This window comes from Saccharopolyspora sp. ASAGF58, from assembly GCF_012277335.1.
GTDB lineage: Bacteria > Actinomycetota > Actinomycetes > Mycobacteriales > Pseudonocardiaceae > Saccharopolyspora > Saccharopolyspora hattusasensis.
In genome coordinates, this window is the sequence record NZ_CP040605.1 from 1,771,314 (window position 1) to 1,793,338 (window position 22,025).

Below are 22,025 nucleotides of genomic sequence, written 5' to 3' on the forward strand. Positions count from 1 at the left end.
CGCCGCCAGAAGTCGATAAGGACGCAGCACACGACTCACTCTGGCGTCTGGCACGCCCGTACCGCTACCGAATTTCGTCGACCATCCGCCTCGGCCGGACCACCGCTGGTCCGATCCACCTGGTGGTGTGATGTTCATCCGGCCGCCCAGCAGGCAGGCTCTCGTGACGAGATCACCGCGCGATGTGATGAGGATCTTGGAGGTGCGCACGTGTCCTGGACCAACAGCGCTGAACTCGCCCACAACTCACATCACCGGGTTCGCGTCGAGTAGCGTCTTGGCCGGGGTGGAGTCGGGTTGCTTCGTCGAGAGGGGGAGGATGTCGCCCATGTCGCGTCCGACAGCGATCAGTCCGGAAGAGCAGGAGCAGATCGCCCGCAGGATCGGGGTTCTGCTGTTACAGGGCGCTCCCGAGGACTGGCAGGAGATCACGGTGGAGTACCGCGCCACCGGTGAGTACCACGACCTGCTGGGTGAGGTGGCCGTGCAAGACGGCAGTTCCCGCCCCTGGGAGCCGCCGATCGAACTGCAGGAGATCTTCGAGCGCCTGCGCGAAGGCATGTACCGGCCCGACGTGGGCACCTGGCTCAGCGCGCTCTACGTCGTCGAACGTCCATCGAGCTACCGGATCGACATCAACTTCGATTCCGAGCCCCTCTGGCAGCGCCCGCTGCCGCGCGCCGCGTACGTCGACGAACTGCGCCGCTACCCGCGCGCCGAGGAGAACGTCCCGGACTGGATGCGGGAGCGCTTCGACGGCACCCCTGTCCAGGCCTCCGAAGCACCGACCGCCGAGCAGTCGACCGTGGAGCCGCCGGTCGCTGAGGCACCGGTGGTCGAATCCGCCGCCCCCGGACCCGCTGCCCCCAAACTCGTGGACGCCGGACCCGCTGTCGCCCAGGCGCCGATCCCGGAGCCGGGGATCGCCGAACCGGCCGACGGGTTCCAGGTGGCCAACGTCTTCGACGACTACGACGAGCAAGGCCGCCCGGTGGTCGCCGACCGCCAGCCGGTCCCGGCCGAGGAAGTCGCGGCGCTGCGCCAGTACCTGGAGAACGCCCCGGTCGTGCTCGCCTCCCGCGAGGACGAAGAGGACCAGCTCGACCCGGAGCGCGCCGCCTCGGTGCCGGGCACCTGGCACACCGACGGCGCCTGGCTCTGGCCGGGCGCCATCGCGTACTACCTGACGCAGTACGGGGTGCCGCCGGAAGCCGAACTCGTCGAGCACATCCGCAGCCGCGGCTTCCAGCTCGTCGAGGTCGACGACGTCACCCGCGACGCAGCGGTCAGCGAACTCCTTGACCAGCCTGTCGACGAACTCGACAACGGGCTCGACAACGAATTCGACAACGAATTCGACAACGGACTCGACGACGGACTCGACGACGGACTCGACGACGAGCCGGAGACCTCGTCTGCCAGGCCGGAGCCCATTCCGGAGCCGGACTTCGACGACGAGCCCGAGCGCGCCGAGCCGACCGGCGGATCCCGGCACGTGCTCGACGAGGCCGAAGCGCCCGACACGCAGGAAGTGCTGGCCAAGCTGCACGACCGGCTCACCGACCACCGGGTGGACGGTGCCGGCTACCGCATCGGGAGCCACAGCCCGGACGCCCGCTGCTTGATCGAGGACGGCGCGGACTGGGTCGTCACCGCCGGTTCCGACGGCGGCGAAGAAGTCCGGTTCGCCCGCGTCGACCACGCCGCCGCGTACCTGCTGGGCAGCCTCCTAATGGACCGGCCCGCCAGCGCTGCGGCGCCGGGCCCCGCCCCGGTGGCCGACCTCCCGCAGCGTTCGGCGCCGGACGTTCCCGACCTGCCGCAGCGCTCCGCGCCCGAGGCTCCCGACCTCCCGCAGCGCTCCGCGCCAGAAGTCCCCGACCTCCCGCAGCGCTCCGCGCCCGAGACTTTCGACCTCCCGCAGCGCTCCGCGCCCGACGTTCCCGACCTCCCGCAGCGCTCGGTGCCAGAAGTTCCCGACCTGCCGCAGCGCTCCCCGGCAGAACCGGCCGCTCTGCCGCAGCGTTCGGCGCCGGAACCGGAACTCGGCGGGGCGAACCCGCTGTTCACCGCGAACCAGGAGCCGGCGGGTGCGCCGCCGGAACCATCGAGCCAGGAACCCGCGGCCCAGGCCGGGGACTACACGCCCCGGTTCCAGTCCGCACCGAGGCTGGACCGCCCCGCACAGCCCCCGGCTGGTCCGACGGCACCGCCGTCGCCGCCGGTCGGGCAGCCCGCGCAGCCGCCCGTCGGCGGACCGGGCGCGCCGCCGCCCCTGCCGAAGCGCCAGCCGCGCCGGGAAAGCGGCGCTCCGGTGCCGCCAGGTTCTGCTCAGGGCCCGGCCGGCGGCGCGGAGCGGCGCCCAGGCCCGGGTGGGCTCGGCATGGCCGGCCCACACCGGCAGGGACCGCCGCCAGGGCTGTCGCGTCCGCCGCAGGGCGGCCAGCCAGGTCAACCGCAGGCTGGGCAGCCGCAGGCTGGGCAGCCGCAGGCTGGGCAGCCCCAGGGCGGGCAGCCCCAGGGCGGGCAGCCCCAGGGCGGGCAGCAGATCCAGCCGCTCAGCGGTGAGCCGCCGCTGACGCTGTACCGGGACCGGCGGATCGTGATGTTGCAGCCGGGCACCGAACTGGACCGGTTCGGCGAGCCGAACGGCAACGTCACGTACACGATCCGCACGCCGTACACGCACCGTTCGCTTCCGCCGCAGTGGTCGAACCGCTCGTACTTCGCGTACCGGGTGCAGCGGCCGCTCCAGGCGATGCGAGGCACCGCGGTGCCGTGGTTCGAACAACCCGGTGGCGGCACGGCGTTCGTGCTCCCCGCAACGATCAGCGAACTCCTCGCGGACGGCACCCTGGCCGAAATGCCGGCCAACGACCGCCCACCCATGGAGTAACCCGATCCCGTTCATCAGCGGTCGAAGCGGCCCGACCCAGCTGCGGCGAGGAACCCCTGCGGCTGGGTCGGGCTGAACACCAAGACACCTGCTCCGGAGCCTTCGAATCCCGCACGGCACCCCCCCCGGCACGTTCAACGCCGACTCCACGCAAGTGCCTTGCTCTGTGCTGTACGTGCTCTTTCGCCATAAGGCACTGGAAAGATCCGTCACATCGCGCTTTTCCCTCGGGCATGTTCACAGGGACGAAGCCAGGTTATCCATGAAATGCGCGGTTTCCCGCAGCGCTAGCGCGACGTCGGTCATCCGCTCGAAGAGCCGGATGTAGTACTTGATGTCAGTGGGACGCTCCATCTAGACCGCGCCGCGCTGGTTCTCCAGGTAGACGGCATGCATGTCGTCGAATCACTCGGCGAACCGCAGCAGGTGAACGGACTCTGCATGCCGGGGTACGCGCCCGCGTCGAACGGAACGACCTGAATCGTGATGCTGGGTCGCTCCGCGAGCTCCACGAGGTGGCGGATCTGGTCGCGCGTGGCATCGGTGCCGCCGACCTTTCGGCGCAGCGCCGCTTCGTCGAGCACCACGCGGAGTTTGGTCGGGCTGTCTTCCCGATTGACCCGGTCCTGACGTGCGCGGCGGAACTCGACTTGCTGCTTGACGCTCTGCTCCGTCGCCTTCGGACCCAGTTCCAAGAAGGCGGCTGCGTACTCCGGGGTTTGCAGCAGGCCGTCGATGAAGTTCTGCGAGTAACGCCAGACCTCCTCGCTCGACGACCTCCCCTGCCAAGTCGACGGATTGCGGGGAAGGGTTAGTCGACTCGGAGGCCGTGGGCGGCTGCGAAGGCGAGGGCCGTCATCGTGTCGATGCGGGCTCCCCTGAGGTTCGCCTGCACGAAAGCATCGGCGTCGATCCGGGATTCCCTCAGGTCCGCCTCTTCCAGGCGGGCGCCGAGCAGGCGGGCACCCGTGAAGTCCGCTTCGCGCAGGTCGCAGCGGCGGAGGTCGCATTCGGTGAGATTGGCTTCGCGGAAGCGGATTCCGCGCAGGTCCATGCCGCGCAGATCCGCTTTGCCCATGCCCACCAGCGTCAGGTCCGTCTCGCGCAGCGTCCACGCGCGCAGGCGGCAGTCCACGAAGCTCGACCCCAGGAGGCTGCATCCATCCAAAGTGGACTTACCGAACACCGTGCGTTCGAACTTGCAGGACCGGAAGGCCGTGGCGACGTGCTTCGAACCGTTGAGATCGGTGCCGGTGAACACGCAATCGGTGAACACGCAATTGCGGGTGCTCAGCCCGGACAGGTCGGCATCGGTGAAGTCGCAGCGCTCGAACGTTCGCCCCTCCCACTGCTCGTCCGTCAGCACCGCGTCCTGGAAGTCCTCGCCGACCGCGCTCGTCATGCCCCTAGGGTGGCACGCGGCACCGACGTTCCCGGAGGCACCGTCTCCTGGGGTCACGAGACGGTCCAGCCGGTGGCGGGCGGCCCACCGCTCGGCCGCCGCCATCAGGACGTCGGTCGCGGGAGCCTTGATCTGCGCGTAGCCCGACAGGTCCGGCGCGCTCACCGCCAGCCGCTGCTTGAACGCCCCCCACGCTCGACGAGCAGGTTCGTCGGCTCGCAGGTAGTCCGTAAACAACTCGGCCCTTAAGGACCGGGCTTTTAAGCGGCTCGGCCCGTGGGGGCTTTGCTTGCGCTCCCGTCTCACCGCTGGCTGTGCTGAGACGGGTCGCATACACACCTAGCCGGTGGGATCGGGCATGTTTACAAATACCCACGCCGAGCGTGCGCGGTCGCGCATGTTGACCCCGGCGACGACGTCAGCGGGTCCAGCGAGACCACACCGACGACACGAGAAAAAGTCCCGATTGGGCCTGTTGGCCCGCTCGGTGTGACCACACAGCGGGCAGTGCTGCGAGGTGTAGTGCAGCAGCCATGCGTGGGGCGGTACCCAGCAGGCGTTCGAAGCGATCCGGCCCCGGCCGCGAGGCGGTGGACGGTTGCTCTTCGGCGAGGCCTTCCGGGACGAGACGCCGATGCGTAGCGACCTCGGCGTAGACCTGTCGCTCGCCGATCTGGTCGAGCTCACCGAGAAATGCGGATTCCGCATGCTGCGGCTCGCGACTGCCAGCACCGACGAGTGGGACAGTGGGGACAGCTTCGAATCCCGCTGGTGCGGCGCCCTGGAGAAGTGGCTGTTGGACAATCCCGACGCAGCCGCGCGACGGAGTCCGCGCCCTCGCCGACGAGGCACCGCGCCACGTGGCTGCGCGATACCGCGGTGCCCTCGGCTTCGCCTACCTCGTGCTGACCCCGGACTCGTGAACGATCACGGCACGACGACCACCGGGCGGACCGCCTCCACCACCAGGGTCGCCGGCACGGTGCCAAGCAGGCCACCGCGGCGGCGGGACCTGCCGACCACGATCAGATCCGCCCGGTACTGCTCCGCGACCTGCTCCAGGCCGACCGCCGGGTCGCCGCGGTGGTGCACGAAGTCCCAGTCGATGTCCACCCACTTCAGGTGCGACACGACCTCCTTCTTCAGCTCCTCGACCAGGCTCTCGGCTGCCTCGCTGGCCACCGCGACGCCCATCGGCGACCAGTAGGCCACGCCGCCCACCGCCTCGACGTAGACCAGCACCAGGCGGGCGCGCTCCCGCCTGGCAAGGCCGGCCGCCCACGCCGCGGCGTGGAAGCTCGCCGGGGAGCCGTCCATGCCCACGACGATGCCGCCCAGTCCGTCCTTGCCGATCTCGAAATCACGCTTGGTTTTGTCGCCTTCGGCCACGCGGAGATGGTAGTGGGCGCGCGCCGAGCAGTTGGACGCATGCGACACACTCGAAACGCGAACGGCGCACAAACCCCCTCCGACCTCGAACGTCGCGCATTGGACGCGGTGGACGCGAACGGATTCTGAACGACCTGTGAGAACTCGTCGCGATCCCCAGCGTCGGCGGCACCAGCGGCGAGCACGACGCCCAGCAGTGTGCGCCGACAAGCTCGGCGCGCTGAGGCACCGGGTGGACCACTGGCGCATCGACGCCCGGGCGCTCGCCGAGCAGCCCGACTTCCCAGGGCAGGAAGCCGACCGCGACGTCGCCTACGGCTGCGTCGGCGTGCACGACGACGGCCCGGAGCCCGCGTTGGTGTTCTGCGGGCACACCGACGTCGTCCCGGCCGACGACCTCGACCGGCGGCCGAACCGCGACCCGTACGCGTTGCGGGTCGAGAACGGCATCGCCGCTGGTCAAGGCACCTGCGACATGAAGTGCGGGCTGGCCGCGATCTTCGGTGCGCTGCAGGCCCTGTGCACGGCCACCGATCGGGCTCGCCCGGTCGGTGGCCGTGCACACCGTCGTCGGCGAGGAGGACGGCGGGCTGGGCGCCTTCGCGACGCTCCAGCGCGGACATCGCGGTGCCGCTTGCGTCCTGGCCGAGCCGAGCTTGGGCACGATCGTGGCGGCGACCGGCGGGTCACTCACGTTCCGGCCCGAAATCACCGGTCAGAGCACGCACGGATCCACCCGCTACCGCGGCGTGAACGCGTTGGACAAGCTCGCCGAACTGCTGCCGGTGCTGCGCGAGCTGGAGGCCCGCCGCAACGCGGACCCCGACCCGCTGGTCGCGCACCTCGACGTGCCGTATCCGCTGTCCATCGGCATGGCGCGAGTCGGCGACTGGGCCAGCACGGTGCCGGACCTCGCGATCGCCGAAGGTCGCTACGGCGTCCGCATCGACGAGTCGATCGACGCCGCGAAAGCCGACTTCGCCGAAACCATTGCGCAGGCGTGCGCCGCGGACCCGTGGTTGGCGGAGCACCCGGTCTGGGTCGCCTGGCCGGGCGGAGTCTTCGCCAGCGGACGCTGCCCGAAGGACATCAACTGCTCGCCGAAACCCAGGACGCCGTCGCCGCGGCCGGGGCTCCCCACCCGTCGGCGGTAGATGCCCCGTACGGCACGGACCTGCGGCTGTACGCTGCCGCCGGAATCCCGACGCTCCAGTACGGGCCCGGCGACATCCGCTACGCGCACGACGAACACGTCGCGATCATGGAGCTGGAGAGGGCCGCGCGCGCTTACGCCCTGCTGGCAATCCGCCGCTGCGGCATCGCCTGACCTCCTGCGATGTCCTGAGTCCTCTGCTCGGGCGGACTCACCGAAATTTCCCGCGACGTCAGCGGTCAGGAGCAACATCGCCCGGCATCGCCATGTCGGGGACACCGCAGCATCGAATGCCCGGGCCACGAAAGACGGGCAGCCAAGGCGAACGACGTGCTGCACCGGCATGTTGAGCTACCAAGGGCGCCTCCTGCGCATCCGGCTGGGCGAGGGGTTACTGACAGTTCCGGATCCTGTGTCAATGTGTGACAGAGCGTGGTGTGGCGTATTGCTTGCTGACCGAGCGAAAGCCAAGCCCGGTCAGCAGTTTTTCCTGCGGCGGCAGGTGAAACACGTCAGGTACCGCGAGTTGCGTGGGAACCGCCGCAAGGCCAAACGCACGTGGAGACCGTGTCAGACCAGCGTTCGTGCTGGCAGTGGTCGAGGAAGCGTGAAGGCCACCAGTCTTCCTGGTGGTCAACGCAGGTGGCGCGAGTCATCTGCAAACGGAACGTTTTGACACGTTTCGTGAACGGTGGACAGGGATTTCGAATGGCCCGGGCACGCGTGCCGGCACGCACGTCGTGCCCGAGCTCTGGCGTTTCCGTTGCCTCCGGTCAGGTTTCGGAACCACACTCTGGGAGGGAGAAGTGTTCTTCCGCTGCCGGTCGGGCATGGTCGACGCCGGGTTCGGTGGCCGCAGTGGCCGGCGAGATGCGAGGCTCGCCGTGGCTAGTGGAAGTCGCGCGAGGTCGAGGGGATGCGCACTTCCAGTTTCTGCAGCCGGTCAGCTCTCAGATTGATCACTCCTTCCGCTCGTTCGACGATTCCGCGCACCAGCAACGCCGCGCTGGTGCGCCCGACCTTTCGGTAGCGCGCCCACAAACCCTGCGAGCACATGACGTTGACCATTCCGGTCTCGTCCTCCAGGTTCAGGAACGTGATGCCGCCCGCCGTCGCCGGCCGCTGCCGGTGGGTCACCGCACCGCCCACCAGCACCCGGGTTCCGTGCTCCACTTCGGACAGTTGCGACGCCGAGAGCGCCCCCAGCTCGTCCAACCTGGAGCGGACGAACTGCAAGGGGAAGCTGTCCGGCGACACCCCGGTGGCCCACACATCCGCGGCAGCCATCTCCACGCCGTCCATCCCCGGCAACGCAGGGGCGGCGGCCGACGCGGTGGTGCCCGGCAACCGATCCGGCCGGTCGCCGGCAGCGGCGGCGGCGTTCCACAGCGCCTCCCGCCGGGACAGGCCGAAGCAGTCGAAGGCGCCGGCGGTCGCCAACGCCTCCATCTGCGCGGCAGTCAGATGCGTTCGGCGCGCCACATCGGCCATGTCGCTGTACGGGCCGTTTTCCGCACGTTCGGTGACCAACCGCTCGGCGGCGCCTTCCCCGAGCTTGCGCACGGAAGCCAGCCCCAGGCGCACCGCCCGCTCGCCTTCGCTGGCTTCATCCGGCTCCAGGTCTGCCTGGGCCCGACTCGCATTGACGTCCGGTCCGCGCACCCGCACCCCGTGCCGGCGGGCGTCCGCGACCAACGACTGCGGCGAGTAGAAACCCATCGGCTGGGCCTTGAGCAGCGCCGCGCAGAACACCGCCGGGTAGTAGTGCTTGAACCACGCGCTGGCGAAGACCAGCAGCGCGAAGCTCAGGGCATGGCTCTCCGGGAAGCCGTAGTTCGCGAAGGCCAGCATCCGCTGGTAGATCCGCTCCGCCAGCTCCCCCGAAATGCCCTTGGCCGCCATCCCCTCGAACAGCCGCCCCCGGAGTCGCTCCATCCGCTCCGCGGAACGCTTGGCCCCCATCGCCCGCCGCAGCTGGTCTGCCTCGGCTGGGGAGAAGCCCGCGACGTCGACCGCGAGCTGCATCAGCTGTTCCTGGAACAGCGGAACGCCAAGGGTCTTCTGCAGCGCACCGGCCATCGACGGGTGCTCGAAATCCCACTCTTCCAGCCCGTTGCGGCGCCGGATGTACGGGTGCACCGAACCGCCCTGGATCGGGCCCGGCCGGATCAGCGCCACCTCCACCACGAGGTCGTAGAACTCCCGCGGCTTCAACCTCGGCAGCGTGGCCAGCTGCGCGCGGCTCTCCACCTGGAACACCCCGACCGCGTCGGCCCGCCGCAACATCTCGTACACCGCGTCGTCGTTCAGGTCCAACTCGCCGAGGTCGACCTCGATCCCGTGGTGTTCGAGGGCCATGTCGATCGCGTAGTGCAGCGCCGAGAGCATGCCGAGGCCCAGCAGGTCGAACTTGACCAAACCGACTTCCGCGCAGTCGTCCTTGTCCCACTGCAGGACCGTGCGGCCGGGCATCCTCGCCCACTCCACCGGGCAGACCTCGCTGACCGGCTGGTGGCAGATCACCATCCCGCCGGAGTGGATGCCCAGGTGCCGGGGGAAGCCCATCAACTCGCCAGCCAGCCCGCGCACCGGATCGGGGATCTCGGAGTCCTCGGGCAGCGGTCCCCAGTGTTCGATCTCCTTGCTCCAGGCGTCCTGCTGACCGGGCGAATAGCCGAGGGCCCGCGCGACGTCCCGCACCGCGGACCGCGGCCGGTAGCTGATCACGTTCGCGACCTGCGCGGCGTGCATCCGGCCGTGCTTGCGGTAGACGTACTGGATCACCTCCTCGCGGCGGTCCGACTCGATGTCCAGGTCGATGTCGGGCGGCCCGTCCCGCTCCGGGGTGAGGAACCGCTCGAAGAGCAGTCGGTAGCGGACCGGGTCGGCGTTGGTGATCCGCAGCGCGAAGCACACCGCCGAATTCGCCGCCGAACCCCGCCCCTGGCACAGGATCCGCTGGTTCCGGCAGAACTCCACGATGTCGGACACCACTAGGAAGTAGCCGGGGAACTCCAGCTGCTCGATCATCGCCAGCTCGTGCTCGATCTGCCGGTAGGCCGCAGGGTTGTCCTGCGGCAGGCCGTACCGGTCGAGCGCGCCCTGGTAGGTGAGTTCGCGCAGCCAGCTCGCCTCGGTGCGGCCCGTCGGCACGTCGAACGGGGGCAGCTTCGGGGCGACCAGCTTCAGGTCGAAGGCGAACTCCCGGCCTAGTTCGGCGGCCCGCTGCACGGCCCCCGGATAGCGGGCGAACATCCCGGCCAGCTCCGCGCCGGAACGCAGGTAGTTGCCCGCCCAGGCGGGCAGCCAGCCGTCCATGTCGTCCAGGCTGCGGCGGGCCCGGATCGCCGCCACCGCGGAGGCCAGCCGAGCGCGTTCCGGCCGGGCGAGGTGCGCACCGGTGGTGGCCACTGTGGACACCCCTGCGCGGTCGGCGAGCTCGACCAGGGCGTCGTTGCGCTCCGAATCGGCGGGCAGCCCGTGGTCGGTCAGCTCCACCGTGACGTGGTCCCGGCCGAACAGCTCGATCAGCCGCTCCAACTCCGCGGTGGCCGCCGCCGGACCGCTTTCGACGAGCGCCGCCGGGACGGCGCCCTTTCGGCACCCGGTGAGCACCTGCCAGTGCCCCGCTGCCGCCTCCGCGAGCCGCTCCAGCTCGTACACCGGACGTCCCTTCACCTCGCCTGCCAACTGGGCTTCGCTGATCGCCCGGCACAGGCTCGCGTAACCGGCCGGATCGTGAGCCAGCACCAGCAGATGCCGGCCTTCCGGATCCGCGACCCCGTTCTGCGGCGCCGGAAGTCCTAGGCTCAGCTCCGCGCCGAACACGGTGCGCACCCCGTGCTCTGCCGCGGACTCGGCGAAGCGGACCACCCCGTACAGCCCGTCGTGGTCGGTCAGCGCGATCGCCTCCAGCCCGAGCCGCGCCGCCTCCGCCGCCAGTTCCTCGGGGTGGCTCGCGCCGTCGAGGAAGCTGAAGTTGGAGTGCGCGTGCAGCTCCGCATAGGGCACCACTGGTGCGGCGTCCACGCGCTGCGGAGTCCACGCTGGACCTTCGTTCTCGCCGCCGGGCCGCCTCTCGTCGCGCAGGCGGCGCCCGGCGGGTAAGGGCGGTCGCCCGGAGAGCGCCTTCTCCAGGTCAGACCACGTCTGGGGCGGGTTGAACCAACTCATGAAGCCAGTGAACTCCTGTTCGAATCATCGACGCTACCAAATAAGCCGCACTCCACTCGAACGAGTGTTCGCCACTATCGATAGGCGCCCTGCACCCACCACCGGCCCCCTTCGTGCACCAGCAGCAGCGCCACTTCGCCCGCCGCATCGTCGGCACCGGCGGCCGCAGCCGGGTCCGCCTCCGGCTCGAGCACGACCTGAACCCGCACCGACGACCGCGGCGGCACCTGCACCGCCGGCGTCGTCTGGCCCGCTCCGTCCGCCAGCAGCTCCGCCCACCAGCGCTCCGCCACCGGCCACGGCCCGGCCCAGTTGGACACCGCTCGCGACCGCCCGCCCGACACCCCCACGCGACACGGCGCGGCGGTGAGCCGATGCCGGTCGGTGACGCCCACCGGATAACCGTCGCCGTCGAAAACCTCCGCAGGCCAGGGCGAATCCGGCACCACAGATGGCGACGGCGACGGAATGCGCCCCGGCCATGGCCGGGCGGCAGGCAGCGCGGGGCGGCGTTCATCGCCCCACGGCACGAACCGAACCTGGTCGCGCAGGTCCCGGCCGCCGCCGAGCACCCCGGTCAGGACCGCCTCCGGCCCCAGCATGCCCTGCACCCGCGCGAGCGCACGCCCGGCGCGGGCGTCCGCTTCCCCGGTCGCGGCGTTGAGCAGGTCGAGCTGCAGCCCACCTGCCCCGACGACCTCCTCCGGCCGCAGGCTCAGCACGCTCACCCCGGCCGTCGGACGCTGCCGACCACTGCGGCCGTTCAACCAGCCGTCGAGTTGCCAGCGCACCCGGTCCGCGGTGGCCGCCGGCGTCAACGGCTCCGCGCACCGCCACACCCGGTGCAGTTCCTCGCCGTGCTCGGTGCGGGCCGAAATCCCCAGCCTGGTGCAGGCCAGCCCGAGTTCGCCCAGCCTGGCGTGCAACTGGTCCGCCAGGATCTTCGCCGCGAACGCGGCTTGGTCCACCCGGTCCAGCGGCGGATCGAGTTCCTCTTCCACCACCAGGTCCGACGGCGGGCGGCGCCGCTCGACCGGCCGCTCTTCCCCGCCCCCGGCCGCGCGGTGCACCAGCAGCGCGGCCCGCCCGAACCGGGTGGACACGTCCGACGAGGACAGTGCCGCGAACTCGCCCACCGTGCGAATCCCCAACCGCCGCAACAGATCCACCAGTTCCGACTGATCGGCGGCACGCTGTCCGTTGAGCTGATCGGTCAGCTGGTCGATCTCCTCGATCGGCAGCGGGGCGAGGAATTCCCGGCTGCGCCCGGGCGCCACGTGCTCGCTGCGCCGAGCCGCCAGGACGGCCGCGAACAGCCCGTCTGCGACGCCGATCCGGCACTCGACACCGACCTGCGCGTCCAACTGGTCCACCACTCGCTCGGCGACGGCCCCCTCGGATCCGAAGTAACGGGCAGGCCCCCGCGCCGGGACCGCCACCAGTCCCGGCCGCACGACCTCCACGCCCGGCATCAGCTCTTCGACCGCCGCCACGACCGGCTCGAACAACCGCACATCCCGGGCCGGGTCGTGTTCGCACACCACCAGTTCCGGACACCGGCCCTGCGCCTCGCGGCGGCGCATCCCGCGACGCACCCCGCTGCCGCGAGCCGTTTCCGAGCAGGCCACCACCCGATTTGCCGCGAACACCGCAGCAGGCACCAGCGGTCCGAGCCCGGCGGCGCGAGCGGCGGCGACCACCGGCCAGTCCGGACACCAGATGACGAGGCGACGAGGCGGCATCATCATCACCCGGCCACCGGCCTCAGCTGCGGCCGGACGATCTCGCCCGGCTCGTCCGCGGGCACCCCGATCGTCCCGTCCCGCGCCGGGAGCAGCAGTCGACACGAACGCGGCCGGGACGCCGCACCGCGCCCGCCCGCGCGCACCGTGACGGCACGTTCCCGCAGGTAGCCATGGCCCTGCCCAAGTCCTTGCCAACTGGCATCGGTGCACCGCAGCTGCACCTCGGCCCCGGACCACGGACCGAACGGCAGCAGCACCGAACCTCGATTGCGCGCCCGCGCCGACAACCGGCGGGCATCCGGATCGGCCACCTGCCTGGTGCCGCCCACCGCCACCAGGTCGACCCCGTCGAGCAGCGCGGCGATCACACCCACCGGATCGCCGCCCGGCCGCGGCACCACCGCGAGCCTGGCGAGCTCCACCCCGGCTTCGGCCGCCGCGACAAGACTTATGCCGGACAACCCCACCACCGCTGCCCACGACCCGTTCGCCGTCGCCTCCGACAGCAGCGCGAACAGCAGTGAAACCGATCCGTGCACCGCCACCGTGCTGCCACGGCGCAAACCTGGCCATGGCAGCACGGCGGCGAGCTCCGTCCGCGTGGGCAGCACCCGGCCCGCTCCCGGGACACCACCCGCCTCGACGGCCGGCACACCCACGGACACCCCGTCAGCCGTGGACGCGCCCAGCGTCGTCAAGGACGCCATCGCGGACATCGCTGCCTCCCCACATGTGACCGTATGGGTGCCCGACCCCGGCGCGGGCACCCATCAGCCGCTGTGGGGAAGACAGCGGTGGAGTCTGCGCTGCGCCTGCACCTGGAACACAGCGCCGACTCCATCGGAGTAGCCGACCCCGACACCGGCCACTTCCGTTATCTCGAACCTCAGTTCGAACAAGGTTAAGTAAACCCTGCGCAGCGGCCCGCGTCAAGACCCATCGCCAGATTGAGTGAACAACTGTTCGAGAAAGGTTTACGCCAAACTTTTGGCTACACTCGACTTATGACGACGATCCCATTAGGAGAAGCTCGCGACCGGCTGTCAGAGGTGGTCGCGCAGGTCGAGAGCACCCATGATCGAGTTGAAATCACCCGGCATGGTCGACCCGCCGCGGTCCTCATCTCCCCCGACGACCTGTCGTCCCTAGAAGAGACCCTGGACCTACTGACCACTCCCGGCGAGGCGGAGGCCATTCGGGAGGGCGTGGCAGACGCGGCAGCGGAGCGCTTCGTTGACACCGAAGAAATCAAGAGTCGCTACCTGCAGTGACCTACACGATCAAGATCACCGCACGTGCAGGGCGCGACCTCGCATGCTTCCCGGAGAAGGTCGCATCGGCTTGCGCCGAGTTCATCTTCGGGCCGCTGGCCGAGAACCCGCACCGGCTCGGCAAACCACTGTTCGGAGAGTTCAAGGGCCTGCACTCGGCTCGACGGAGCGCGTACCGCGTGGTGTACGCGATTCAAGACGACACCGTGGTGGTCGAAGTCGTCCGGATCGCCCATCGAGCCGACGTCTACCGATAGGAAGCAAATGTCGGGAACGCGCACAGCCAGCCCTGCAGAGCAGGCAGCCGCCCTGGCCGCCTACGCACGATTGCAGCGGAACGCTGCTGAGTGTGCCGCATACCTCGACGAGCTTCGACTGACCGAGAAGTCCTGCCGCGACGGACTCGAGAACGCGTTCACCGAGTACCCCGAGCACCAAAAAGCGGGGCGCCGGACCAGCAGTAACGGCCCGGCGCCCCACTCGCGATGATCAGTGCGCGAAGTGGCGCGTCCCCGTGAAGTAGAGGGGCACTCCGGCCGCCTCCGCCGCCGCGATGGTTTCGTCGTCGCGGACCGAGCCGCCGGGCTGCACGATCGCGCGAACCCCGGCGTCCAGGAGCACCTGCGGGCCATCCGCGAACGGGAAGAACGCGTCGGACGCGGCCACCGAGCCCTTCGCCCGGTCACCCGCCCGCGACACCGCGAGGCGCGCCGAGTCGACCCGGTTCACCTGGCCCATGCCCACGCCGACGGTCGCCCCGTCGTTGGCCAGCAGGATCGCGTTGGACTTCACCGCGCGGCAGGCGCGCCAGGCGAACTTCAGGTCCGCCAGCGTGGCCTCGTCCACCGGCGAGCCGGTCGCCAGCGTCCAGTTCGCCGGGTCGTCGCCCTCGGCGTCGATGGCGTCGGAGCCCTGCACCAGCATGCCGCCGGAGATCGCCCGCATCTCGATCCGGCCGCTCTTGGGCGGCTGCGCGGTCAGGATCCGGATGTTCTTCTTCTTGCTCAGCACGTCCACCGCGCCGTCGGCGTAGCCCGGCGCCACGATCACCTCGGTGAAGATCTCGGCGACCTGCTGGGCCATCTCCAGCGACACCTCGCGGTTCGTCGCGATCACGCCGCCGTACGCGCTCACCGAGTCGCACTCGTGCGCCTTGCGGTGCGCTGCGGCGATGTCGTCGGCCACCGCGATCCCGCACGGGTTGGCGTGCTTGATGATCGCCGCGCACGGCTCGCTGTGGTCGTGCGCAGCGCGCCACGCGGCGTCGGCGTCGACGTAGTTGTTGTACGACATCTCCTTGCCGTGCAGCTGTGCCGCGGCCGCCAGCCCGGTCGCTTCACCGCCGGAGACGTACAGCGCGGCGGGCTGGTGCGGGTTCTCGCCGTAGCGCAGCGCGGAGCGGCGCTCCCAGGTCTCCCCGATCCAGCCGGGAAACACCGAGTCGTCCCCGGTCGGCACCTTGCTCATCCAGGACGCGACCGCAACGTCGTAGGACGCGGTGTGCCGGAACGCGGCCGCGGCCAGCTCGACCCGGTCGGCCAGCGTGAAGCCGCCCTCGCGGACCTGCTCCAGCACCCACTCGTAGCGGCTCGGGTCGACCACGACGGCGACGTTCGCGTGGTTCTTGGCCGAGGCTCGGACCATCGCCGGCCCGCCGATGTCGATCTGCTCGATCACCTCATCCGGCGCGGCGCCCGAGGCCACCGTCTGCACGAAGGGGTACAGGTTCACGATCAGCAGATCGAACGGCGCGATGTTCAGGTCGCGCAGCTGGTCGGCGTGCTCCGGGCGGCGCAGGTCGGCGAGCAGCCCGGCGTGCACCCGCGGGTGCAGGGTCTTGACCCGGCCGTCGAGCGCCTCCGGGAACCCGGTGAGCTCCTCGACCGGGGTGACCGGCACGCCCGCAGCTGCGATCGTGCGGGCCGTGCCGCCGGTGGACACGATCTCCACGCCTGCGGCGTGCAGCCCGGTGGCCAGCTCCAGCAGGCCAGACTTGTCCGACACGCCGATCAGCGCGCGGCGAACGGCTCGCCGCTCCTGCGAGTTCGCGGTCACGGGATACTCACCTTCCGTCCCTGCACGGTCCAACCGTGCAACGCCAGCTCTTCCAGGGTGTCGACCAGCAGCCGCCGTTCGACGGCCTTGATCCGCTCGTGGAGGCTCGCCTCGTCGTCGTCGGGCCGCACCTCGACCGCTTCCTGCGCCAGGATCGGCCCGGTGTCCACGCCGGCGTCCACCACGAACAACGTGCAGCCGGTGACCCGAACCCCATACTCCAGCGCATCCCGCACCCCGTGCATTCCGGGGAACGACGGCAGCAGCGCCGGGTGGCTGTTGAGGTACCGGCCGGCGAAGCGGGCCAGGAAGTCGTCGCCGACGAGCTTCATGAACCCGGCGGAGACCACCAGGTCCGGCTCGTGCTCGGCGCAGGCCTCGGTCAGCGCCCGGTCCCAGTCCGCACGACTGGCGTGGTCCTTGACCCGGTGCACGAAGGTCGGCACCCCGGCGCGCTTGGCGCGGGCCAGTCCCTCGATGCCGTCGCGATCGGCGCCCACCGCGACCACCTGCACCGGGAAGCCGGGTGAGCTCGTCGCATCGAGCAGGGCCTGCAGCAGGGTGCCGGAGCCGGACACCAGTACGACGACCCGCGCTGGGCCAGCGGTGGCGAACCGGGTGTGTTGCGAGTGCGCGGCGGCGCTCGGCTGGTCGGGCGTACTCGGGTTCAGCGTTCGCTCCTGACATGCCTCGGCACGATCTCTCGCAGCAGCGTAAGCGCCGATTGCGGTGCCGACGCCACCAGGGCCCTGGCGAGTGGCGCAGCCCTCACCTCCGGTCTTCCCCAGAGAGGTCGCCGTCGAACTCGGTGGGGTCGATCTCGCTGACCTTGCGCACGGGCGGCTCCGCATCCGCGGCCGTGCGGGCTTGCGGAATCGCCGGTTCCAAGTCGTCCGGTTCGTCCTCCACGGATGCGGCGTCGGGCGTCGGGTCGGCGTGATCGCCGTCGGCATCGGCGGTGCTGTCCGCATCGGTGTCCGCGGCGTCACCGGCGGTGTCGGCTGCATCTGCGTTCGCCTCTTCGGGCGCCTCGCCATCGGCCTCCGGACCAGCGGTTTCCTCGGTGGCGAGCTCGTAGATGTCCGGCCCGGCAAGCCAGGTGACGGCGGCGCCCGGAATCGCGACCCAGCACAGTGTCGCCGCGGCCAGTGCGACGGGCCGCAGCGTCACCTGCCCGAACGGACCATTGCCCAGATCGCCTCCCGCGACGTGCGCGAGCAGCAACGTCCCGAGCGCCGCGACCACGGCCGCCACACCGACCGCGAGCAGCCTGCGCGCCAGGCTGCCGGGCACCCGGCGGCAGGCGGCTCCGACGAGGAGCCCGACGACGAGCGGCAGCGCCAGCACGATCGCCCACCAGGCCGCCGAATCGTGCGTCGGCAGGACTGCGAGCAGCGGCAAGTCCGGCACCGGGCCGGGCACGACGTGCAGCGGCTGGACATCGAGCCGACCGATCGACAGGCCCGTCCCGGCGGCGAAGGACCAGCCCGCCAGCACCGCGTTCGGGAGGTACAGGATCGACGCCAGCGTGGTGCCGACCGCGTCACCTGCGGTGTTCCCGAGGCTGGTCATCGCGGCGACCATCGCCGAGCCCGACAAGCAGATCCCGGCCAGCAGCACCACGCCACCGGCCCCGACGAGCGCGGCCAACGCCAGCAGGCCGAGGCGCATGCCCGACCAGACCTCGGCTTCGACCCGCTCCCAGACCAGGTAGATCAGCCCGCACCGGTTCGCCACGCCGGCCGCCGAGGCGATCGTCGCGGTCAGCCCGCAGCTCACGAACGCATCCACCGGGATCGCGTGCACTGGCCCGCCCAGCACCACTGCGATGCCGGCACCTACGAAGGCGTGCACCAGACCCATCGCCGTGATCAACGGCCACGCCTGGTCCGGGCGTCGCAGGCGGGAGCGCCGCGCGACCCAGGCCGATGCGATGGCGATCAGCAGCATCACCAGCGCGGTCGGCAGCAACGGCAGGACGCTCAGCGGAGCGTCCGTGATCTTCAGCGCCGTCTGGTGCAGCGCGAGCCACCCTGGCAGGGCTCCCACCAGCACCACGACCGGGTTGAACTGCGCGCCGTCGGCGGTCGCCATCACCAGCGCGATCAGCCCCGCGGCGATCAGGTAGCCGGCGAGCAGGACCACGACGACGGCCACCGCGAGCAACCACCAGCGCATCCCGGTCCGGCGTTCGCGGGGGCCGTCGGCGATGGCGTGGGGAATCGAGTCGAGCACGGACACGCGGCTGAATGTCGCACTGACATTCCGCCGAACGGGTCACAACACGCCGCAACCTCCGCCCATCGAGCGACACTCTTGGTCCACATTGGACATCGGTACCGAGTCGTCTCGTACCGAACGGGACTGACGCTTGGGGGCATGCCGGGCGGATCACGTCCTAGTCGGTCCTAGTCGTCCGACCTCCTTCGAACGGATCCCGCAACCGAACGGATCCCGCAACGAGGCCGCTTAGCTCGATCGCGAACCGCGAGCCGGCAAAGAACGAGCGCGAGCGGCAGCGCCGCCCGCACTCGTCCAAGCCGAACCGATCAGAAGCTGGGTGGGTTGGCGCCCGGGTGCGGCATCTGCTGGGTGCCCTGCGGACCAGCGCCCTGGCTAGATTGGCCCGATTGACCCGATTGACCCGATTGGCCGGACTGGCTCGGCTGACCGGACTGGCTCGACGGTCCTGGCTGACCAGGCTGGCTCGGCTGACCGGACGGGCTCGACGGCGGCGCGGACTGGCTCGACGGGCCCGGCTGCCCCGGCTGGTTCGAGGGCTGGAAACCACCGGAGGCAGGCTCCCAACCACCGGGCTGCTGGGGCTGGGAACCGGACGCCGGGCTCCAACCGCCGCCCGGCTGACCGAACTGACCGGGCTGGTTCCAAGCAGGCGCACCAGGTCCGCCCGGGCCACTGGGTCCGCCCGGACCACTGGGTCCTCCCGGGCCACTGGGTCCTCCCGGGCCGCTCGGTCCACCGGGTCCACTGGGACTACCGGGACCACCTGGACCGGACGGGCCACCGCGCTTGCCCGGCTGGAACGGGCCGGACTGCCCGAAGGGCGGTTTCGGCTGCGCGGGCTTCGACGGCGCGTCGACGATGCCAGCCTCGATAAGCAGGATGCCGACCACAGCACCCAACTGCGCGATCGACAGCAGCAGTAGCACCACGACGATCCCGCCCGAGGCACCACCGACGAGGTCCTGCAGCAGCGCGAGCGTCGCGTAGGCGGACAGCGGCGCGGCCGCGAACAGCGCGTCCGGCGTCTTCGGCAGGAACCGCAGGCCCGCCAGCGACGCGGAGACGATCAGGGAAAAACCGACGAGGCTGCCGATCGCCACCCCGGCGACCCCGTCGAAGAAGCCGATCAGGTATCCGATCAGACCGGCGCCTGCCGCCACCAGGACCAGGATCTCGTTGAGACCGAGCGAAACGCCGGAGCTTCCCTGGGCTGCCGGCGTCGACTGTCGGGGGAAGGGCGCGGACATGGCTGGACGGACTCCTCGCTTGAACACTCGGGGCGGAGCTTGCTGACGGTATCCAATCAACCGGGCTCGGTGTGCCGGAAGACCGCAAAACCGGGACTTGCCAGCGGTATCGGCCGGGCATGCGTTCCGGCACCGCCGCAAGGTCTCGGACGTCGGGGCGGCACTCGAAGTTCCGCCGGCCGCCCAAAAGCTTTCAGAAAGCCATCGGGGCCGGACTCCCGAAGGCGTCCGGCCCCGAAAACGATGTGCCGAGATCGGGCGCTCAGCCCTTGACGATCTCGCGCATCAGCTTGGCGGTCTCGCTCGGCGTCTTGCCGACCTTGACCCCGGCGGCCTCCAGGGCCTCCTTCTTCGCCGCGGCGGTGCCGGACGAACCGGAGACGATGGCGCCCGCGTGGCCCATGGTCTTGCCCTCCGGCGCGGTGAAACCGGCCACGTAGCCCACCACCGGCTTGGTGATGTTGGCCTTGATGTAGTCGGCCGCCCGTTCCTCGGCGTCCCCACCGATCTCGCCGATCATGACGATGGCCTCGGTCTCCGGGTCGTCCTCGAAGGCCTGCAGCGCGTCGATGTGGGTGGTGCCGATGATCGGGTCGCCACCGATGCCGACGGCGCTGGAGAAACCGATGTCCCGCAGCTCGTACATCATCTGGTAGGTCAGCGTGCCCGACTTGGACACCAGGCCGATCTTGCCCGGGCCGGTGATGTTGGCCGGGATGATGCCGGCGTTGGACTTGCCGGGCGAGATGATGCCCGGGCAGTTCGGCCCGATGATCCGGGTCTTGTTGCCGGTGGCGTTGGCGTGCGCCCAGAAGTAGGCGGAGTCGTGCACCGGGATGCCCTCGGTGATGACCACGGCCAGGCCGATCTCGGCGTCGATGGCCTCGATCACGGCGTCCTTGGCGAACTTCGGCGGCACGAAGACGACCGACACGTCGGCGCCGGTCTCCTTCAGGGCCTCCTTGACAGTGCCGAAGACCGTGAGCTGCTTGCCCTCGATCTCGACGGTCTGCCCGGCCTTGCGGGCGTTCACGCCGCCGACGATGTTGGTGCCGGAGCGCAGCATCCGAGCGGTGTGCTTGGTGCCTTCAGAGCCGGTGATGCCCTGAACGATGACCTTGCTGTTCTCGTTGAGGAAGATAGCCATGGCCTCATGCCCCCGCAGCCAGCTCGGCGGCCTTGTCGGCCGCACCGTCCATGGTGTCCACCATCGTCACGACCGGGTGGTTGGCCTCGGCCAGGATGCGGCGACCCTCTTCGACGTTGTTGCCGTCGAGGCGGACGACCAGCGGCTTGGTGGCCTCGTCGCCCAGGATCTTCAGCGCCTGCACGATGCCGTTGGCAACCGCGTCGCAGGCGGTGATGCCGCCGAAGACGTTTACGAACACCGACTTCACGGCCGGGTCGCCGAGGATGACGTCCAGACCCGCGGCCATGACCTCGGCAGAGGCGCCACCGCCGATGTCCAGGAAGTTCGCCGGCTTCACACCGTTGTGCTTCTCGCCGGCGTAGGCGACCACGTCGAGGGTGGACATGACCAGCCCGGCACCGTTGCCGATGATGCCGACCTCGCCGTCCAGCTTGACGTAGTTGAGGCCCTTCTCCTTGGCCTTGGCCTCGAGCGGGTTCTCCGCTTCCTTGTCCACCAACTCGGCCTGCTTGGCCTGGCGGAACGCGGCGTTCTCGTCGAGGGTGACCTTGCCGTCCAGCGCGATGATCTTGCCCTGCGGGTCCTTGACCAGCGGGTTGACCTCGACCAGCGTGGCGTCCTCGGCGACGAACGTCTCCCACAGCTGGACGATCACGTCGGCGACCTGGTCGGCGACGTCGGCCGGGAACTTGGCAGCGGTGACGATCTCCCGCGCCTTGTCCTGGTCGACGCCCTCGATCGGGTCGATCGCGATCTTGGCCAGCGCCTCGGGCTTGGTAACCGCGACCTCTTCAATCTCCATGCCGCCTTCGACGGAGGCCATCGCGAGGAAGTTGCGGTTGGCGCGGTCGAGGAGGAACGAGAAGTAGTACTCGTCGGCGATGTCGGAGGCGGTGGTGACCAGCACCTTGCGGGTGATGTGGCCCTTGATGTCCAGACCGAGGATCGCCTCGGCCTTGGTCTGGGCCTCATCCGGGTTTTCGGCCAGCTTCACACCGCCGGCCTTACCGCGGCCCCCGGTCTTCACCTGGGCCTTGATCACGACGGGCCCGCCCAGTTCTGCGGCGGCTGCCTTGGCCCCTTGCGGCTCGGTTACCACGGCGCCGGGCAGCGTCGGCACGCCGTGGGAGGCGAAGAGCTCCTTCGCCTGGTACTCGTACAGGTCCACTCGACTCTCCTGCGACGTCGGTGTCGGACTCGGTGACGATATCGACCTGCGACGACGCATGGGGCGGCGCACCTGGTGAACTGCCTCACCTGAGGTTGGGCATTAGCCCTGGTCGAACCGTCGAGCACGGGG

General features: G+C 70.2%; 17 protein-coding genes and 1 pseudogene. 5 read left to right on the forward strand and 13 right to left on the reverse strand.

Going from position 1 to position 22,025, the window contains the following annotated elements; genetic code table 11:
• The first annotated feature begins 328 nt into the window (after positions 1-328).
• Positions 329-2,896, forward strand: a complete 2,568-nt coding sequence (locus FDZ84_RS08140; protein ID WP_168585393.1) for a TNT domain-containing protein — start codon at positions 329-331, stop codon at positions 2,894-2,896.
• A gap of 302 nt (positions 2,897-3,198) precedes the next feature.
• Here the strand turns inward: FDZ84_RS08140 and FDZ84_RS40565 are convergent, their stop codons facing one another.
• The 4 genes from FDZ84_RS40565 to FDZ84_RS08160 all read right to left on the reverse strand — a co-directional run bounded on the left by FDZ84_RS40565 (position 3,199) and on the right by FDZ84_RS08160 (position 5,687).
• Positions 3,199-3,816 carry a DUF5753 domain-containing protein gene (locus tag FDZ84_RS40565; protein ID WP_371812876.1) on the reverse strand — a complete coding sequence of 206 codons (618 nt, stop codon included), beginning with the start codon at positions 3,814-3,816 and terminating at the stop codon, positions 3,199-3,201.
• The gene (locus tag FDZ84_RS08145; RefSeq protein ID WP_168589894.1) at positions 3,708-4,298 is read right to left on the reverse strand and encodes a pentapeptide repeat-containing protein; all 591 of its coding nucleotides are present in this window, start codon (positions 4,296-4,298) and stop codon (positions 3,708-3,710) included. The genes FDZ84_RS40565 and FDZ84_RS08145 overlap by 109 nt, the downstream gene beginning before the upstream one ends.
• A 339-nt stretch (positions 4,299-4,637) precedes the next feature.
• A complete protein-coding gene (locus FDZ84_RS40570) occupies positions 4,638-5,006 on the reverse strand; it encodes a zinc ribbon domain-containing protein (RefSeq protein ID WP_371812811.1) in 369 nt (122 codons plus the stop codon).
• Positions 5,007-5,225: 219 nt separating this feature from the next.
• The gene (locus FDZ84_RS08160) at positions 5,226-5,687 is read right to left on the reverse strand and encodes a universal stress protein (RefSeq protein WP_246868880.1); all 462 of its coding nucleotides are present in this window, start codon (positions 5,685-5,687) and stop codon (positions 5,226-5,228) included.
• Positions 5,688-6,045: 358 nt separating this feature from the next.
• On the opposite strand from FDZ84_RS08160, the pseudogene FDZ84_RS38700 reads away from it, so the two are divergent.
• Both FDZ84_RS38700 and FDZ84_RS38705 read left to right on the forward strand, forming a co-directional pair.
• A pseudogene (locus FDZ84_RS38700) lies at positions 6,046-6,159 on the forward strand (hypothetical protein); the annotation flags it as partial.
• Between the two features lie 85 nt (positions 6,160-6,244).
• Positions 6,245-6,841, forward strand: coding sequence for a peptidase dimerization domain-containing protein (locus tag FDZ84_RS38705; RefSeq protein ID WP_246868881.1), 597 nt, complete (start codon positions 6,245-6,247; stop codon positions 6,839-6,841).
• Positions 6,842-7,728: 887 nt separating this feature from the next.
• On the opposite strand, the gene FDZ84_RS08170 is transcribed toward FDZ84_RS38705, so the two are convergent.
• The 3 genes from FDZ84_RS08170 to FDZ84_RS08180 all read right to left on the reverse strand — a co-directional run bounded on the left by FDZ84_RS08170 (position 7,729) and on the right by FDZ84_RS08180 (position 13,474).
• Entirely contained in the window at positions 7,729-11,013 is a 3,285-nt protein-coding gene (locus FDZ84_RS08170; RefSeq protein ID WP_168585395.1) for an error-prone DNA polymerase, read from the reverse strand.
• 74 nt (positions 11,014-11,087) lie between these two features.
• Complete coding sequence (locus tag FDZ84_RS08175) at positions 11,088-12,758, reverse strand: DNA polymerase Y family protein (RefSeq protein ID WP_168589895.1); 1,671 nt, start codon at positions 12,756-12,758, stop codon at positions 11,088-11,090.
• Between the two features lie 2 nt (positions 12,759-12,760).
• Positions 12,761-13,474, reverse strand: coding sequence for a hypothetical protein (locus FDZ84_RS08180; RefSeq protein WP_168585396.1), 714 nt, complete (start codon positions 13,472-13,474; stop codon positions 12,761-12,763).
• A gap of 231 nt (positions 13,475-13,705) precedes the next feature.
• Between FDZ84_RS08180 and FDZ84_RS08185 the strand changes: the two genes are divergently transcribed.
• Together FDZ84_RS08185 and FDZ84_RS08190 are read left to right on the forward strand one after the other, a co-directional pair.
• Entirely contained in the window at positions 13,706-14,029 is a 324-nt protein-coding gene (locus tag FDZ84_RS08185; protein ID WP_246868882.1) for a type II toxin-antitoxin system Phd/YefM family antitoxin, read from the forward strand.
• Positions 14,026-14,286 (forward strand): type II toxin-antitoxin system RelE/ParE family toxin, encoded by a 261-nt coding sequence (locus FDZ84_RS08190; protein ID WP_168585397.1) that lies wholly within the window; start codon positions 14,026-14,028, stop codon positions 14,284-14,286. Before FDZ84_RS08185 ends, FDZ84_RS08190 begins: the two co-directional genes overlap by 4 nt.
• 232 nt (positions 14,287-14,518) lie before the next feature.
• On the opposite strand, the gene purH is transcribed toward FDZ84_RS08190, so the two are convergent.
• The 6 genes from purH to sucC form a co-directional block, all read right to left on the reverse strand.
• The gene (purH, locus tag FDZ84_RS08195) at positions 14,519-16,084 is read right to left on the reverse strand and encodes a bifunctional phosphoribosylaminoimidazolecarboxamide formyltransferase/IMP cyclohydrolase (RefSeq protein ID WP_168585398.1); all 1,566 of its coding nucleotides are present in this window, start codon (positions 16,082-16,084) and stop codon (positions 14,519-14,521) included.
• The gene (purN, locus tag FDZ84_RS08200) at positions 16,081-16,662 is read right to left on the reverse strand and encodes a phosphoribosylglycinamide formyltransferase (RefSeq protein WP_371812813.1); all 582 of its coding nucleotides are present in this window, start codon (positions 16,660-16,662) and stop codon (positions 16,081-16,083) included. The genes purH and purN overlap by 4 nt, the downstream gene beginning before the upstream one ends.
• 190 nt (positions 16,663-16,852) lie before the next feature.
• Positions 16,853-18,325, reverse strand: a complete 1,473-nt coding sequence (locus FDZ84_RS08205) for a DUF6350 family protein (protein WP_168585399.1) — start codon at positions 18,323-18,325, stop codon at positions 16,853-16,855.
• A gap of 308 nt (positions 18,326-18,633) precedes the next feature.
• Positions 18,634-19,575, reverse strand: coding sequence for a DUF5336 domain-containing protein (locus FDZ84_RS37685; RefSeq protein WP_246868883.1), 942 nt, complete (start codon positions 19,573-19,575; stop codon positions 18,634-18,636).
• A 262-nt stretch (positions 19,576-19,837) separates the two neighbouring features.
• Positions 19,838-20,722, reverse strand: coding sequence for a succinate--CoA ligase subunit alpha (gene sucD, locus FDZ84_RS08215; protein WP_168585400.1), 885 nt, complete (start codon positions 20,720-20,722; stop codon positions 19,838-19,840).
• Between the two features lie 4 nt (positions 20,723-20,726).
• The gene (sucC, locus tag FDZ84_RS08220) at positions 20,727-21,893 is read right to left on the reverse strand and encodes an ADP-forming succinate--CoA ligase subunit beta (RefSeq protein WP_168585401.1); all 1,167 of its coding nucleotides are present in this window, start codon (positions 21,891-21,893) and stop codon (positions 20,727-20,729) included.
• Positions 21,894-22,025 lie beyond the last annotated feature (132 nt).

Bases quoted from the DNA above. Each gene is read 5' to 3' on its own strand.
- FDZ84_RS08140 (WP_168585393.1), top strand. From the start codon at position 329: ATGTCGCGTCCGACAGCGATCAGTCCGGAAGAGCAGGAGCAGATCGCC.
- FDZ84_RS08145 (WP_168589894.1), bottom strand. From the start codon at position 4,298: ATGACGAGCGCGGTCGGCGAGGACTTCCAGGACGCGGTGCTGACGGAC.
- FDZ84_RS40570 (WP_371812811.1), bottom strand. From the start codon at position 5,006: ATGCGGAATCCGCATTTCTCGGTGAGCTCGACCAGATCGGCGAGCGAC.
- FDZ84_RS08170 (WP_168585395.1), bottom strand. From the start codon at position 11,013: ATGAGTTGGTTCAACCCGCCCCAGACGTGGTCTGACCTGGAGAAGGCG.
- FDZ84_RS08175 (WP_168589895.1), bottom strand. From the start codon at position 12,758: ATGATGCCGCCTCGTCGCCTCGTCATCTGGTGTCCGGACTGGCCGGTG.
- FDZ84_RS08180 (WP_168585396.1), bottom strand. From the start codon at position 13,474: ATGTCCGCGATGGCGTCCTTGACGACGCTGGGCGCGTCCACGGCTGAC.
- FDZ84_RS37685 (WP_246868883.1), bottom strand. From the start codon at position 19,575: ATGTCCGCGCCCTTCCCCCGACAGTCGACGCCGGCAGCCCAGGGAAGC.
- sucD (WP_168585400.1), bottom strand. From the start codon at position 20,722: ATGGCTATCTTCCTCAACGAGAACAGCAAGGTCATCGTTCAGGGCATC.